Source organism: Falsibacillus pallidus, from assembly GCF_050990905.1.
Taxonomy (GTDB): Bacteria; Bacillota; Bacilli; order Bacillales; family DSM-25281; genus Falsibacillus; species Falsibacillus pallidus_A.
In genome coordinates, this window is sequence record NZ_CP158866.1 from 361,069 (window position 1) to 375,797 (window position 14,729).

The window sequence follows — 14,729 nt, forward strand, 5'->3', positions numbered from 1 at the left end:
TGTTTTCTGGAGGGTAAGTTAGATGCAAAGCATGGGATTCAAGCCGAGCGAGCGCTCAGTCGGAGAAACAGAGACCCAAACCATTCAATTTGCCAGGCTAGCGCCTGGATATTTGGCAAGATCAAGAGAACATGGAAAAAATCACTCTATTGCAGCAGATTTGCTCTTATAAATGCTTCAAATTGTCCCTTTTATCGGTAATTAAGGGGTAACTCATCTTGAAATGCATGTAAAAGAGGAAAAAGAAGGGGGAAAAACCGGAAATTCTGTCTCGCTAGAGGCTCTATGCGCGAAAAATCCCTGCTTATGATTCAAATTATGAAGCCTATGCGCGAAAACACTTGGCTTATGCACCGGTCAGCGAGGGTTATGCGCCAAAATCCATACCTTATGCGCGAGTGGCCATTTCGGCACCAATATGGGTAGTCCCGAGAGCCAATTGAGCGCTCAGTCAGAGCATCAAAGATCCAAACCTTTCAATTTGCCAGGCTAGCGCCTGGATATTCGGCAAGATCAAAAGAACATAGAAAAAATCACTCCATAACAGCAGGTTTGTTCTTATAAATGCTTCAAATTGTCCCTTTTATCGGTAATTAAGGGGTAACTCATCTTGAAATGGATGTAAACGAGTAAAATTAAGGGGAAAACACCGGAAATTCTGTCGCGCTATAGACTCTATGCGCGAAAAATGAGTCCTTATGATTCAAATCATGAAGCCTATGCGCGAAACCACCTGTCTTATGCGCCGGTCAGTGAGGGTTATGCGCCAAAATCCATACCTTATGCGCGAGTGGCCAATTCGGCACCAATATGAGTTGCCCCAAGAGCCGATTGAGCGCTCAGTCAACCGCACCTCCAAAAACAAAACCGATCCAATTTGCCAGGCTATCGCCTCGATATTCAACAAAATTAAGGACTAGCAGTAATCAATAATGATAAAACCGCAGCCCAATAAGCTGCGGTTCTAGGTCCCCCTATCATTTCTCCATTCAAATGTCTATTTCTTCCTCCCAATATAAAGCAAATGAGAAGATACCCCTAATATGTAGGGATTCCCAGCCTGTTCTATCAATAGCTGAATCAGCTTGTCGTATTCTCCTTTTTCTTTCCAATAATTTAGTTCATCTTGAGTAAGGATGGAAGCTATGTTTGATCCGATCAGCTCCAAGGCTTCGAATCCGTTTTCTTCCATAAACGGTTCGATTTCGTCTATGTTGAAGTAGTAGGCTCCGGTAAATCTGCCTTCATCCTGGTGGTTGAAGACACCGGTTTCGGCGAAATGATTGATGACATCCATCTCGTTGTTTGGCGGCCACACATCTGGTCTCATCAAGGAGTTGAAGATATGTTTGATCCTCGGCATGAATGCTACGAACACCAGTCCATCTTTTTTTGTGACGCGGTGGAGTTCGCTGATGGCAGCATTTCGATTTGCTTCTTCTTGAAGATGGTACATCGGGCCGAGCATTAGGGATGCATCAAATGTTTCTGATTTTAAAGGCTCGAGCCAACGGGCATCAAGAGAATGGAATCCGGAGAAGTTGTTAATAAGTTGAAACTCCTCTGCTTTTTGTTTAGCCTTTTCTACTAAACTTGGCGTTAAGTCGGAAAGAGTGACCTGATACCCGTCTTGGGCTAGTTTGATGGAGTATTTTCCTGGTCCGGCGCCATTGTCCAGTACTTCACCTGAGGCGGGAAGGTGTTTTTTTATAAAATGCCAATTGACCTGAAATTCGATTGGTTCGCGATCTAAGCGGCCCCATTCATCGAATTGGTTATAGTAGCTGATAATGTTATTCATCACATGTCTCCTCGCAGTCGTTTTATCTACCATTCGACAAACTAGAAGAATATTCCTTTAAGAGTGGCAAACATTCCAAAATGAATGTTTGAAAACCCCCATAATAGTAAAAACCAATAATAGACAATAATTTGGATGTGAACCATGTCGAATTTTGGTGTACAATGGTTCGTAATAGAGCTTCAAGTGACAGCTTGTTCCATACAGGATGATTGGTTCAGCGTTGAAAGGAGGAAGAAGAGTGCTTGAGAATAGCTTTGTCATGGTTGCGATTATATTAATTATCAATATTGTTTATGTATCTTTTTTTACGATCAGAATGATCCTGACGCTTAAGGGATACCGGTATATTGCTGCTTTTGTGAGTATGATCGAGGTGGTCATTTATGTGGTCGGGCTCGGACTGGTGCTCGATAATTTAAATCAGATCCAGAATTTGATTGCGTATGCAGTTGGCTACGGAATTGGGGTCATCGTTGGAATGAAGATTGAGGAGAAGCTCGCCCTTGGCTATATTACCGTCAATGTCATTACGAAAGAGTATGATAAGGATTTGCCGAAGACATTGAGGGAAAAGGGATATGGCGTGACGAACTGGGCTGCTAATGGCTTGGAAGGGGAGCGGATGGCTCTGCAGATTTTGACTCCTAGACGTCATGAGCTGCAGTTGTATCATACGATTAAAGATTTGGACCCGAAAGCATTTATTATTGCCTATGAACCGAAGACCATTTATGGCGGCTTCTGGGTGAAGGCGGTTAAGAGAGGGAAGCTGCAGACATGAGTAATTCGAAAAAGGTGTTTGAAGTTCAGGAGACAGAAACGATCGGCGACTGCCTGGACCGGATGAAGAAAGAAGGCTACATGCCTGTCCGCCGGATGGAGAAGCCTGTGTTCAAAGAAGTGAAGGAAAACGGACAGGTGAATTATGTTCCGGCAGGTCAAAAGATTGTGTTTGAAGGGAAATTGTTAGTCTAAACACGAACATTCGGTTTAATAGAAGTTTTATTGTTCGAATTTTGTTGACAACCTGAAGGCCCTTGGTTAATATAAGGGTATAGATAGCTTAATAGAACCTCATATAATCGCGGGGATATGGCCTGCAAGTTTCTACCCGGTTACCGTAAATGACTGGACTATGAGGGAGAGTTGACCTTTTGGATAATAATCAAGAGGGTATTCCCATGCGTCATTTAACCCTTAATTTATCCCCAGATTCTTCTTTCTCTCATAGTGGAGAAGTGTATCTGGGGTTTTTTATTTGATAAAAAATGGAGGCGTTGAATATGAAACCACTTGTTGGAGTCATCATGGGAAGTGTTTCGGACTGGGAAACGATGAAGCATGCATGCGATGTACTGGAAGAACTCAATATTCCTTTTGAGAAAAGAGTTGTTTCTGCCCATCGGACGCCAGATTTAATGTTTGAATATGCAGGTGAGGCTAGAAGCAGAGGATTGAAAGTCATCATTGCAGGTGCTGGCGGTGCCGCCCACTTGCCGGGGATGGTTGCAGCAAAAACCACTCTTCCTGTCATCGGGGTTCCGGTTCAATCAAAAGCATTGAACGGACTTGATTCTCTTCTGTCGATTGTCCAGATGCCTGGAGGGGTGCCGGTAGCAACGACGGCCATTGGAAAAGCAGGGGCTGTCAATGCGGGGCTGCTTGCAGGACAGATCCTTTCCATCGAAGACGAAGGGATTGCAGACAGGCTGGAACAAAGAAGGCAGGAGACGAGACGACAAGTATTGGAAAGTGGTGATCAACTTGGATAAACGTGTGATTATGCCAGGATCGACCATCGGGATTATCGGAGGAGGGCAATTGGGGCGTATGATGGCCCTTGCAGCCAAAGAAGCCGGCTTCCGGATTGCTGTTTTGGATCCTGCTGATGATTGCCCGGCTGCTCAATCTGCAGACCATCATTTAAAAGCAGACTACGATGATGAGATCGGGCTTCGTACGCTCGGCAGATGCTGTGATGTGGTTACATATGAATTTGAGAATATAGATTATGAAGCATTGAAGGACCTTTCAAAGAACGCTTATGTTCCCCAGGGGGCAGATCTCATCAAGATTACGCAGGACAGGATCCTGGAGAAAGCGGCACTGGTTGAATCAGGAGTAGAAGTCGCACCCTATGCGGTCGTTCATTCCCTTGAAGGGCTCGCTGAGGCAGTCAGAAAAATCGGATTCCCTTCAGTCTTGAAGACTTCCCGCGGGGGATATGATGGAAAAGGCCAGTTCGTTTTAAAAGGCGTAGATGATTTGAAAGAGGCATCTGTGCTTTTGGATCACGGACCATGTGTACTTGAAAGCTGGGTGCCGTTTGAGAAGGAAGTGTCGGTGATTGCCGTCAGGAATCCTAATGGGGAAACAGCATTCTTCCCTATAGGAGAGAACATCCACAAGCAAAATATCCTTCACCAGACGATCGTGCCGGCGAGGGTGGACAGCTCGATTGAACAAAGAGCGATTGACACTGCCGTTAAGGTGGTGGAACATCTCGGTCTTGTCGGGACGCTTGCCATTGAAATGTTCGTCACCCAAGAAGGAAAGGTGCTCGTCAACGAATTGGCGCCTCGGCCGCACAATTCAGGGCATTATTCCATTGAAGCGTGCAGCATCTCACAGTTCGGACAGCATATAAGAGCGGTGTGCAACTGGCCGCTTTCGAACCCGAAGTTATTGAAACCAGCAGTAATGGTCAACCTATTAGGAAAGCATCTCGATAAAGTAAACGAAGAATTTTTAAAGCAGCCGGAATGGTCCATCCACCTTTATGGGAAAGGGGAGCCGAAGCCTCTGCGCAAAATGGGGCATGTCACCGTTTTGACGGAAAACCTGGAGGAATTGCTCGCACAACTTAACCAAAATCCGGTTTGGACAGAAGCTGCCGAATAGAACGGAGGAATCGCATTATGATCGAACGTTATACAAGACCTGAAATGGGTGCGATATGGACAGAAGAAAATAGATTCAACGCTTGGCTCGAAGTGGAAATTTTGGCTTGCGAAGCTTGGGCTGAACTGGGTGATATCCCGAAAGAAGATGTGAAGAAAATCAGGGAAAATGCATCTTTTAACGTGGATCGAATCAAGGAAATCGAAGAAGAGACCCGTCATGATGTCGTAGCATTCACACGCGCTGTTTCTGAAACGCTTGGGGAAGAGCGCAAATGGGTCCACTACGGACTGACTTCCACTGATGTGGTGGATACAGCACTATCCTACCTTGTGAAACAGGCGAACCACATTTTGCTGAATGACTTAGAGCGATTTGTGGAGATTTTAAAAAACAAAGCCATCGAACATAAGCATACGGTCATGATGGGCCGCACACACGGTGTCCATGCAGAGCCGACGACGTTCGGATTGAAGCTTGCTCTTTGGTACGAAGAGATGAAGCGCAACGTGGAACGATTCAAGCAAGCAGCGGATGGCATCGAGTTCGGGAAGATCTCCGGTGCTGTCGGGACATATGCCAACATTGAACCATTTGTTGAGCAGTATGTATGCGAAAAGCTTGGACTTAAGCCTGCGCCGGTTTCAACACAGACGCTGCAGCGCGACCGCCATGCGCATTATATGAGTACACTCGCATTGATTGCAACGTCCATTGAAAAATTCGCCGTGGAAATCCGTGGGCTGCAAAAAAGTGAAACACGTGAAGTGGAAGAGTTCTTCGCAAAAGGGCAAAAAGGGTCATCGGCAATGCCGCATAAGCGAAACCCAATCGGTTCTGAGAATATGACTGGGCTTGCCCGCGTGATCAGAGGGTATATGATGACGGCTTATGAAAATGTTCCGCTATGGCATGAAAGGGATATTTCCCATTCATCTGCAGAAAGAATTATCTTGCCTGACGCAACGATCGCATTGAATTATATGCTCAACCGCTTCGGCAATATCGTGAAGAATTTGACGGTATTCCCTGAAAACATGAAGCGCAATATGGACCGCACCCTTGGGTTGATCTACTCGCAGCGCGTCCTGCTTGCCTTGATCGATAAAGGGATGGCCCGCGAAGAAGCGTATGATACCGTTCAGCCGAAAGCGATGGAGGCTTGGGAACAGCAAGTTCCTTTCCGCCAGCTGATCGAGGCAGATGAAGTGATTACTTCGAAGTTATCGCCTGCTGAAATAGAGGACTGCTTCGATTATAACTATCATCTGAAGCATGTCGATACTATCTTCGACCGAATCGGACTGTAAGAAAGAAACCAGTCAATAGCCAATTTCATAGGAGGTAAAGTGGACCGCTTTGCCTCTTTTTTCATCAATTTTATTCGCAATATTCCTAATTTTCCTGCTATGGAGGGCGATATTAATGGAAAAACGAGACCTGCTTTACGAAGGAAAGGCTAAGAAAATCTATGCAACCGATCAAGAAGGAGCAGTGTGGATCCAGTACAAGGACTCTGCAACCGCCTTCAACGGAGAAAAAAAGGCCGAAATCAATGGGAAAAGTGTTTTGAACAACGAGATTTCAAGTTTTATTTTTGCCAAATTGAAGGAAAAAGGGATCGACAGTCATTTCATTGAGAAGCTTTCCGATACGGAACAGCTCGTAAAGCGCGTTTCAATCATTCCATTGGAAGTAGTGGTCCGGAATGTACTCGCAGGAAGTCTTTCGAAAAGGCTAGGCTTGCCGGAAGGGCTTGTGTTCGAGGAACCGATCGTCGAATTCTACTACAAGGATGACGCACTTGGGGATCCATTGATCAATGAAGATCACATCCAAATTTTAAAAGCTGCGAGTTTAGAAGAAATCGAGTTTTTGAAAAAGACCGCTTTGGAGATTAATAGATTTCTTCAAGATTTATTCCTATCCTGCGGTGTGAAGCTGATTGATTTTAAATTGGAATTCGGCAAGGACCAAGACGGAGAAATCCTCCTGGCTGACGAAATTTCCCCTGATACGTGCAGGCTTTGGGATTTGAAAACGAATGAAAAGATGGATAAAGATGTGTTCCGCCGCGATTTGGGGAACTTGACAGATGCCTACCAAACTATTTTGAACCGATTGAGAGGAGAATCAGCCCATGTATAAAGTAAAGGTCTACGTAACATTAAGAGAGAGTGTATTAGATCCACAGGGAAACGCAGTAAAACAGTCGCTCCACAGCATGTCCTATAAAGAAGTAAGCGATGTCCGCATCGGTAAATATATGGAACTGACCATCGAAAAATCGGAAAAAGATGTGGAGGCACAGGTGAAGGAAATGTGCAGCCGCCTGTTGGCAAATACGGTCATTGAGGACTTCCGCTATGAGATAGAGGAGTGTGTGGCACAATGAAGTTCGCCGTGATCGTTTTCCCAGGTTCGAATTGCGATATCGACATGTACCATGCGATAAAAGATGAGTTGGGTGAAGAGGTTGAATATGTCTGGCATGATGCAGAAAACCTCGAAGGTTTTGACGGGATCCTCCTGCCGGGAGGCTTCTCATACGGAGACTATCTTCGCTCCGGCGCCATTGCCCGCTTCTCCAATGTGATGAAAGAAATCAAGAAAGCGGCAGAGGCAGGAAAGCCCATTTTAGGCGTGTGCAACGGGTTTCAGATCCTGCTTGAGGCGGGGCTCCTTCCTGGTGCGATGAGAAGGAACGAGAGCCTTCAGTTCATTTGCCGCCCTGTCCAGCTGAAAGTGGAAGCGCCTCATACGATGTTCACTTCTGCTTATGAAGATGGGGAAACAATCACGATCCCCGTTGCCCACGGCGAAGGAAACTACTATTGCGACGAACAGACGCTAGCAGAGCTGCAAGAAAATAACCGCATTGTGTTCACCTATGCCGGAAGCAACCCGAATGGAAGCATCGCTGATATCGCAGGAATCATGAATGAAAAAGGAAATGTACTGGGAATGATGCCCCACCCTGAAAGAGCGGTCGATTCATTGCTTGGGAGTTCAGACGGATTGAAACTATTTAAATCAATTGTCCATCACTGGAGGGAATCAAATGTCATTAATGCTTGAGCCAAGTCCAATTCAAATAAAGGAACAGAAAATCTATAAGGAAATGGGATTGTCTGAAGAAGAATTTTTAATGGTAGAAAAGATCCTGGGAAGGACGCCGAATTATACCGAAACAGGGCTATTTTCGGTCATGTGGTCTGAACACTGCAGCTATAAAAACTCAAAGCCGGTCCTGAAAAAGTTCCCTGTCACAGGGGATAAGGTGCTTCAAGGCCCCGGAGAAGGAGCGGGTATCGTTGACATCGGAGACAGCCAGGCAGTTGTTTTCAAAATTGAAAGCCATAATCATCCATCTGCCATCGAACCTTATCAAGGCGCAGCGACGGGTGTCGGAGGCATCATACGGGATGTATTCTCGATGGGGGCAAGACCTGTTGCACTCCTCAACTCTCTACGCTTTGGAGAATTGGATTCTGATCGCGTTAAGTATTTATTTAAAGAAGTCGTAGCAGGCATTGCCGGATATGGAAACTGCATCGGGATCCCGACTGTCGGAGGGGAGATTCAATTTGACCCTACATATGAGGGAAATCCATTGGTGAATGCAATGTGTGTTGGCATCATCGATCATCAAGACATCCAAAAAGGGCAGGCAAAAGGAATCGGAAATACAGTCATGTACATCGGGGCGAAAACAGGCCGCGACGGCATCCATGGAGCAACTTTCGCATCAGAGGAATTAAGCGAAAAATCGGAAGAGAAGCGCCCGGCTGTCCAAGTCGGAGATCCTTTTATGGAAAAGCTTTTATTGGAAGCCTGCTTGGAGCTTGTAAAGTCTGATGCCCTTGTGGGGATTCAGGATATGGGTGCAGCCGGGTTGACGAGTTCATCCGCTGAAATGGCAAGCAAAGCGGGGTCCGGAATTGAAATGAACCTCGATTTAGTCCCGCAGCGCGAGACTGGGATGACGGCCTATGAAATGATGCTGTCTGAATCACAGGAGCGGATGCTTGTCGTGGTGGAAAAGGGCCGTGAAGATGAAATCCGCGAAATCGTGGCCAAATATGATTTAGAAGCGGTAGCGATCGGTAAAGTGACGGAAGATAAGATGCTCCGCCTCATCCATAAGGGAGAGGTTGTGGCAGATGTGCCTGCTGATGCATTGGCAGAAGAGGCGCCCGTTTACAATAAGCCATCCAGCGTGCCGCAATATTATCGTGATTTTCAAAACATGGAGAACGAGATTCCAAGTGTAGAAGATTACGAGGAAACATTGAAGAATCTTTTGAAACAGCCAACGATTGCGAGCAAGGAATGGGTATACGGACAATATGACTACCAGGTCCGCACAAGTACAGTGGTCACTCCGGGATCTGATGCAGCGGTAGTAAGGATCCGCGGGACGCGCAAAGCATTGGCGATGACGACAGACTGCAACTCAAGATATCTCTATTTGGACCCTGAAATGGGAGGGAAGATTGCCGTCGCTGAAGCAGCACGGAACATTGTCTGCTCCGGGGCTGAGCCGTTGGCGATCACAGATTGCTTGAACTTCGGAAATCCGGAGAAGCCGGAAATCTTCTGGCAGATTGAGAAAGCAGTGGACGGAATGAGCGATGCCTGCCGTCTTCTGCAAACCCCTGTCATCAGCGGCAACGTCTCCTTATATAACGAAACCAATGGGACAGCGGTCTACCCGACGCCGGTTGTCGGCATGGTTGGACTTATTGAAGATTTAGATCATATCACGACCCAGCATTTCAAAAACGCCGGCGATGCGATTTATGTCATTGGTCAAACTGGCGATGATTTCGGTGGAAGTGAGCTTCAGAAAATGCTGAAGGGCAAAATCTATGGAAAAGCGCCGGCGATTGATTTGGAAGTGGAGCAGAAGAGGCAGAATCAATTGTTGGAAGCCATCCGTGCAGGCGTCATCCAGTCCGCACATGATGTGGCAGAGGGCGGTGCAGCGGTCGCAGTTTCAGAATCACTTTTCGGTACAAGCGGATTGGGCGCCGATGTGCAGCTTTCCGGTATGGCAATCTCTGCTCTCTTCAGTGAAACGCAGTCACGTTTCATCGTTTCTGTTAAACAAGAGAATAAAGCCCGCTTTGAAGAAATCGTCCAGGATTCCATTCAAATTGGCGCAGTGACGGATACTGAAAAATTGGTCATCCAATCAGTACAAGGTGATGCATTGGTAGATTGTGAAGTAGGAGAATTAGAGAACGCTTGGAGAGGAGCCATCTCATGCTTGCTGAACTAAAGGGATTAAATGAAGAGTGCGGGATATTCGGCGTCTGGGGACATGAAAAAGCAGCACAGCTGACTTATTACGGTTTGCACAGCCTTCAGCATCGCGGGCAGGAAGGGACAGGGATTGTTGTCTCTGACGGTCATGCGCTGCAAGGACTGAAAGGGGAAGGCCTCGTCACGGAAGTATTCAAGCAGGATAAACTTGATGAATTAAAAGGGCATGCGGCCATCGGACATGTCCGCTATGCAACAGCAGGCGGCGGAGGCTATGAAAACGTGCAGCCCCTTCTTTTCAACTCCCAGGAAGGCGGTCTTGCCCTTGCCCACAATGGAAATTTGGTCAATGCCAATGCATTGAAGCATCAACTTGAAAGACAGGGCAGCATTTTTCAGACCAGCTCGGATACCGAAGTTCTTGCGCATTTAATCAAGAGAAGCGGCTATATCTCTTTTAAAGAGCGGGTCAAAAATGCCCTTTCCATGCTAAAAGGAGCCTATGCCTTTTTAGTGATGACAGAGACGGAATTGATGATTGCGCTTGATCCGAATGGCCTTAGGCCGCTTTCCATAGGCATGATCGGCGATGCTTATTGTGTGGCATCGGAAACGTGCGCTTTTGACGTAGTGGGTGCAGAGTTCATCCGCGACGTTCAGCCAGGCGAGCTGATCACATTAAGTGATGAAGGGATTCAATCAGAGCCATTCACGTTTTCTACCCAAAAAGCAATCTGTACGATGGAATACATTTATTTCTCCCGTCCAGACAGCAATATCCACGGAATCAACATCCATACAGCACGCAAAAATCTCGGGAAGAGGCTTGCGATGGAAGCACAGATTGAAGCGGATGTAGTGACTGGCGTGCCGGATTCGAGCATCTCGGCAGCAATCGGCTTTGCGGAAGCATCAGGGATCCCGTATGAACTTGGACTGATCAAGAATCGCTACGTTGGTAGGACGTTCATTCAGCCGTCCCAATCGCTGAGGGAGCAAGGCGTCAAAATGAAGCTTTCTCCGGTAAGGGGCGTCGTTGAAGGGAAGCGGGTCATCATGGTCGATGATTCCATCGTAAGGGGAACGACCAGCAGGCGGATCGTATCCATGCTGAAGGATGCAGGTGCGAAGGAAGTCCATGTCTGCATCAGTTCACCTCCGATCAAGAATCCTTGCTATTACGGAATCGATACGTCCACACATGAAGAATTGATTGCGTCTGCCCACAGCGTCGAGCAGATAAGGGACATCATCGGGGCTGATTCATTGACATTCCTTAGTGTGGAGGGAACGCTCGCGGGCATCGGACGGAAAGAAGAAGGCGAAACATGCGGTCAGTGCATGGCGTGCTTTACGGGGAAATATCCAACTGAAATCTACCCTGACACATTATTGCCGCACGAAAAAGAACTTGTTCGATAAGGGGAGGAACCGACTATGGCAAATGCATATCGTCAAGCGGGTGTAGATATTGAAGCTGGCTATGAGACAGTTGAGAGAATCAAAAAGCATGTGGCAAAAACGAACAGGCTCGGCGTCATGGGGGCCATCGGGGGATTCGGCGGGATGTTTGATTTATCCTCCCTCGGACTGAAAGAGCCTGTGCTCATTTCGGGGACAGATGGAGTGGGAACGAAGCTGAAGCTTGCATTCATGGCTGATAAACATGATACGATCGGGATCGATTGTGTGGCTATGTGCGTGAATGACATTGTGGCACAGGGAGCAGAGCCGCTCTTCTTCCTGGATTACATCGCTTGTGGAAAAGCTGTACCTGAAAGACTGGAGGCTGTCGTTAAAGGCATTGCAGACGGATGCGAGCAGGCAGGCTGTGCACTGATCGGAGGAGAAACAGCTGAAATGCCTGGGATGTATGCAGAGGACGAATACGATCTAGCTGGTTTCACCGTCGGAGCGTGTGAAAAGAGCCAAATCGTCACAGGTGAAGCCATTCAATCCGGCGACGTACTGATCGGACTTGCATCAAGCGGCATCCACAGCAACGGCTATTCACTTGTAAGGAAAGTCTTTTTTGAACAAAACAGCTTCAGTTTTGATCAGAAAGCATCCGGGCTGGAAAAGAGCCTGGCGGAAGAACTGCTTGTGCCGACCAAAATTTACGTGAAGCCGGTATTGTCGTTGTTGAAGCAATTTCCGGTTAATGGAATGGCCCATATTACAGGCGGGGGCTTTATCGAAAACATCCCGCGCATGCTGCAACAGGGACTCGGGGCAGAAATCAAGTTGAATTCATGGCCGATCCTACCTGTATTTAACGCGCTTGAACAAGACGGAAATCTGGATAGGGAAGAAATGTTCAATATTTTCAACATGGGCATTGGATTTGTTATGGCTGTTGCAAGAGAGAATGCAGGAGAAATCTTGGCTTTTCTTCGTGAACAAGGTGAAGAGGCGTATGAAATCGGCCGTGTGGTCGAAGGGGCAGGAGTCAGTTTTCGATAAGCCGGCTAAACCGGATGGGGGTCTGGGGGAGTTGGAGGATATCGGTTAAATCAAGGGGTATTTCATTCAAATAATATAGATATCTAAACAGGAGGCTCAGCAGCATGAAGTTGGCAATCTTCGCTTCTGGCAATGGAAGCAACTTTCAATCGATCCTGGATGCGATTGAAAATGGAACTTTGCAGGCAACGGTCGAATTGCTGGTCTGTGATAAGCCTGGCGCATTTGTCATGGAAAGGGCTGCAGCCGCAGGGGTCCCGGTCTTTTCATTTTCCGCAAAGGATTATTCAAATAAAGAAGAATACGAGCAGGAAATTCTTGAGAAGCTGAAGAGCCGCGGAATTGAATTTATCGCTTTGGCAGGATACATGAGGCTGATTGGAAACGTCCTGTTATCTGCCTACGAAAAGCGGATCGTCAATATCCATCCATCCCTGCTGCCTGCATTTCCTGGCAAGGATGCCATTGGACAGGCTTTTGAAGCTGGAGTAAAAGTGACGGGTGCAACTATCCATTTTGTTGACGCAGGTATGGACACGGGTCCGATTATTGCCCAGCAAGCGGTTGAAATCAGCGATGGGGAGACGGAAGAAGACATTGCTGCAAAGATTCACCAAGTCGAGCATCAATTATATCCGAAGACGCTGCAGCAAATTTTTGAAGGATCCGGCAAAATATTTTATCATGGTAGTACTGTAGTGTGATAAAAGATATTAATGGGTATTGAAGGAGTGGAAATAGATGAAGAGAGCATTAATCAGTGTTTCAGATAAAAGCGGCATCATTGAATTTGCGGAAAGCCTAGTGAAATTGGGGTATGAAATTCTCTCGACAGGCGGCACGAAAAGAGTGTTCGAAGAAAATGGCATCCCTGTAACGGGTGTAGAAGAGGTCACAGGTTTTCCTGAAATTCTCGATGGCCGAGTGAAGACTCTTCATCCGTCCATTCATGGAGGGCTTCTTGCCAAGCTTTCCAATCCGGCACACAAAGAACAGATCGAAAGCCAGAATATCAAGCCGATCGATCTTGTCTGCGTGAATTTATATCCGTTCCAGCAAACAATCGCCAATCCGAATGTTGCCTTTGAAGATGCCATTGAAAATATTGATATCGGTGGTCCTTCCATGCTGCGTTCTGCTGCGAAAAATTTTGAAACGGTTACGGTGATTGTCGATGCCGCAGATTATGATGCAGTGCTTGCGGAGCTGAATGTGAACGGCGTAACTACTTTGAAGACCCGTCAGAAGCTGTCTGCAAAGGTATTCCGCCACACAGCTGCGTATGATTCTTTCATTGCTGAATATTTGACGGAACAGGCTGGGGAAGAACTGCCGGAGCAAGTGACGTTTACGTATGAATTGAAGCAATCGCTTCGCTACGGGGAAAATCCACATCAAAAAGCATCTTTCTATGAAAAGAGGCTGGGCTCAAACTTTTCTATCGCCAAAGCACGCCAGCTGCATGGAAAAGAATTATCCTATAATAACATTCACGATGCTGACGCAGCCCTGCAGATTGTCAAAGAGTTCAATGAACCTGCCGCTGTAGCAGTCAAACATATGAATCCATGCGGAGTTGGAACAGGGGCAACTGTTGAGGATGCCTTCAGTAAGGCTTTTGCTGCGGATCCTGTTTCCATTTTCGGTGGAATTGTCGCATTCAATCGTGCAGTGGATGGAGCAACTGCTGCCCAACTTCATGAAATCTTCCTTGAAATCGTCATTGCCCCTGCTTTCTCTGATGAAGCGTTGGACATTTTGACAGCGAAGAAAAATATCCGACTGTTGACGGTTCCGTTCGATCAAACTGGAGGAGTTGAAAGGATGCTCACTTCCGTGGAAGGCGGCTTGCTTGTACAAGACCTTGATTCCTTCAGCTTGGCTGATGCGGATGTGAAGGTTGCAACAGATCGTACGCCGACTGCAGAAGAAATGGAAGCATTGGAGCTTGCATGGAAAGTGGTGAAGCATGTGAAATCCAATGCCATTGTGGTAGCGGATAAAGATATGACGCTAGGTGTTGGTGCAGGGCAGATGAACCGTGTAGGTGCTGCCAAGATTGCCCTTGAACAAGCCGGCGAGAAAGCGAAAGGTGCTGTGATGGCGTCTGACGCATTCTTCCCGATGGATGATACGGTGGAAGCAGCGGCAAAAGCAGGGATCACGGCCATCATTCAGCCGGGTGGATCCATCCGCGATGAAGATTCCATTAAAAAAGCAAACGAATATGGCATAGCCATGATAATGACCGGGATCAGACACTTTAAACATTAAAAAGCAAATCGACAGGATT

General features: G+C 46.9%; 15 protein-coding genes and 1 riboswitch. Of the genes, 14 read left to right on the plus strand and 1 reads right to left on the minus strand.

Annotated elements, in window-relative coordinates:
• Nucleotides 1-22 precede the first annotated feature (22 nt).
• Nucleotides 23-172 carry a hypothetical protein gene (locus tag ABTV07_RS01975; RefSeq protein ID WP_433746803.1) on the plus strand — a complete coding sequence of 50 codons (150 nt, stop codon included), beginning with the start codon at nucleotides 23-25 and terminating at the stop codon, nucleotides 170-172.
• A gap of 825 nt (nucleotides 173-997) precedes the next feature.
• Here the strand turns inward: ABTV07_RS01975 and ABTV07_RS01980 are convergent.
• Nucleotides 998-1,801 carry a class I SAM-dependent methyltransferase gene (locus tag ABTV07_RS01980; RefSeq protein WP_433746806.1) on the minus strand — a complete coding sequence of 268 codons (804 nt, stop codon included), beginning with the start codon at nucleotides 1,799-1,801 and terminating at the stop codon, nucleotides 998-1,000.
• Between the two features lie 241 nt (nucleotides 1,802-2,042).
• Between ABTV07_RS01980 and ABTV07_RS01985 the strand changes: the two genes are divergently transcribed.
• The 13 genes from ABTV07_RS01985 to purH all read left to right on the plus strand — a co-directional run bounded on the left by ABTV07_RS01985 (nucleotide 2,043) and on the right by purH (nucleotide 14,710).
• On the plus strand, nucleotides 2,043-2,585 hold the full coding sequence (locus ABTV07_RS01985) for a DUF2179 domain-containing protein (protein ID WP_433746809.1): 543 nt from the start codon (nucleotides 2,043-2,045) through the stop codon (nucleotides 2,583-2,585).
• Nucleotides 2,582-2,779 carry an NETI motif-containing protein gene (locus ABTV07_RS01990; protein WP_114747307.1) on the plus strand — a complete coding sequence of 66 codons (198 nt, stop codon included), beginning with the start codon at nucleotides 2,582-2,584 and terminating at the stop codon, nucleotides 2,777-2,779. The genes ABTV07_RS01985 and ABTV07_RS01990 overlap by 4 nt, the downstream gene beginning before the upstream one ends.
• 79 nt (nucleotides 2,780-2,858) lie before the next feature.
• Nucleotides 2,859-2,960, plus strand: a riboswitch (purine riboswitch).
• 127 nt (nucleotides 2,961-3,087) lie between these two features.
• Complete coding sequence (gene purE / locus ABTV07_RS01995) at nucleotides 3,088-3,576, plus strand: 5-(carboxyamino)imidazole ribonucleotide mutase (protein WP_433746812.1); 489 nt, start codon at nucleotides 3,088-3,090, stop codon at nucleotides 3,574-3,576.
• Nucleotides 3,569-4,705, plus strand: coding sequence for a 5-(carboxyamino)imidazole ribonucleotide synthase (gene purK / locus ABTV07_RS02000; protein ID WP_433746815.1), 1,137 nt, complete (start codon nucleotides 3,569-3,571; stop codon nucleotides 4,703-4,705). The genes purE and purK overlap by 8 nt, the downstream gene beginning before the upstream one ends.
• 17 nt (nucleotides 4,706-4,722) lie before the next feature.
• Nucleotides 4,723-6,015 (plus strand): adenylosuccinate lyase, encoded by a 1,293-nt coding sequence (gene purB / locus ABTV07_RS02005; protein WP_433746818.1) that lies wholly within the window; start codon nucleotides 4,723-4,725, stop codon nucleotides 6,013-6,015.
• A gap of 115 nt (nucleotides 6,016-6,130) precedes the next feature.
• A complete protein-coding gene (gene purC / locus ABTV07_RS02010) occupies nucleotides 6,131-6,853 on the plus strand; it encodes a phosphoribosylaminoimidazolesuccinocarboxamide synthase (protein ID WP_433746820.1) in 723 nt (240 codons plus the stop codon).
• Entirely contained in the window at nucleotides 6,846-7,100 is a 255-nt protein-coding gene (gene purS / locus ABTV07_RS02015; protein WP_114747312.1) for a phosphoribosylformylglycinamidine synthase subunit PurS, read from the plus strand. The genes purC and purS overlap by 8 nt, the downstream gene beginning before the upstream one ends.
• Nucleotides 7,097-7,783: a phosphoribosylformylglycinamidine synthase subunit PurQ gene (purQ, locus tag ABTV07_RS02020; RefSeq protein ID WP_433746823.1), complete on the plus strand. Its 687-nt coding sequence runs from the start codon at nucleotides 7,097-7,099 to the stop codon at nucleotides 7,781-7,783. Before purS ends, purQ begins: the two co-directional genes overlap by 4 nt.
• On the plus strand, nucleotides 7,767-9,989 hold the full coding sequence (gene purL / locus ABTV07_RS02025) for a phosphoribosylformylglycinamidine synthase subunit PurL (protein WP_433746826.1): 2,223 nt from the start codon (nucleotides 7,767-7,769) through the stop codon (nucleotides 9,987-9,989). The genes purQ and purL overlap by 17 nt, the downstream gene beginning before the upstream one ends.
• Nucleotides 9,974-11,395, plus strand: a complete 1,422-nt coding sequence (gene purF / locus ABTV07_RS02030) for an amidophosphoribosyltransferase (RefSeq protein ID WP_433746828.1) — start codon at nucleotides 9,974-9,976, stop codon at nucleotides 11,393-11,395. The genes purL and purF overlap by 16 nt, the downstream gene beginning before the upstream one ends.
• 15 nt (nucleotides 11,396-11,410) lie before the next feature.
• Nucleotides 11,411-12,436 carry a phosphoribosylformylglycinamidine cyclo-ligase gene (purM, locus tag ABTV07_RS02035; RefSeq protein WP_433746830.1) on the plus strand — a complete coding sequence of 342 codons (1,026 nt, stop codon included), beginning with the start codon at nucleotides 11,411-11,413 and terminating at the stop codon, nucleotides 12,434-12,436.
• Between the two features lie 104 nt (nucleotides 12,437-12,540).
• Nucleotides 12,541-13,140, plus strand: coding sequence for a phosphoribosylglycinamide formyltransferase (gene purN / locus ABTV07_RS02040; RefSeq protein WP_433746833.1), 600 nt, complete (start codon nucleotides 12,541-12,543; stop codon nucleotides 13,138-13,140).
• A gap of 37 nt (nucleotides 13,141-13,177) precedes the next feature.
• The gene (purH, locus tag ABTV07_RS02045; RefSeq protein ID WP_433746836.1) at nucleotides 13,178-14,710 is read left to right on the plus strand and encodes a bifunctional phosphoribosylaminoimidazolecarboxamide formyltransferase/IMP cyclohydrolase; all 1,533 of its coding nucleotides are present in this window, start codon (nucleotides 13,178-13,180) and stop codon (nucleotides 14,708-14,710) included.
• Nucleotides 14,711-14,729: the final 19 nt, after the last annotated feature.

Bases quoted from the DNA above. Each gene is read 5' to 3' on its own strand.
- purC (WP_433746820.1), top strand. From the start codon at position 6,131: ATGGAAAAACGAGACCTGCTTTACGAAGGAAAGGCTAAGAAAATCTAT.
- purE (WP_433746812.1), top strand. From the start codon at position 3,088: ATGAAACCACTTGTTGGAGTCATCATGGGAAGTGTTTCGGACTGGGAA.
- ABTV07_RS01975 (WP_433746803.1), top strand. From the start codon at position 23: ATGCAAAGCATGGGATTCAAGCCGAGCGAGCGCTCAGTCGGAGAAACA.
- ABTV07_RS01980 (WP_433746806.1), bottom strand. From the start codon at position 1,801: ATGAATAACATTATCAGCTACTATAACCAATTCGATGAATGGGGCCGC.
- purB (WP_433746818.1), top strand. From the start codon at position 4,723: ATGATCGAACGTTATACAAGACCTGAAATGGGTGCGATATGGACAGAA.
- purQ (WP_433746823.1), top strand. From the start codon at position 7,097: ATGAAGTTCGCCGTGATCGTTTTCCCAGGTTCGAATTGCGATATCGAC.
- purM (WP_433746830.1), top strand. From the start codon at position 11,411: ATGGCAAATGCATATCGTCAAGCGGGTGTAGATATTGAAGCTGGCTAT.
- purH (WP_433746836.1), top strand. From the start codon at position 13,178: ATGAAGAGAGCATTAATCAGTGTTTCAGATAAAAGCGGCATCATTGAA.
- purL (WP_433746826.1), top strand. From the start codon at position 7,767: ATGTCATTAATGCTTGAGCCAAGTCCAATTCAAATAAAGGAACAGAAA.
- purF (WP_433746828.1), top strand. From the start codon at position 9,974: ATGCTTGCTGAACTAAAGGGATTAAATGAAGAGTGCGGGATATTCGGC.
- purN (WP_433746833.1), top strand. From the start codon at position 12,541: ATGAAGTTGGCAATCTTCGCTTCTGGCAATGGAAGCAACTTTCAATCG.
- purS (WP_114747312.1), top strand. From the start codon at position 6,846: ATGTATAAAGTAAAGGTCTACGTAACATTAAGAGAGAGTGTATTAGAT.
- ABTV07_RS01990 (WP_114747307.1), top strand. From the start codon at position 2,582: ATGAGTAATTCGAAAAAGGTGTTTGAAGTTCAGGAGACAGAAACGATC.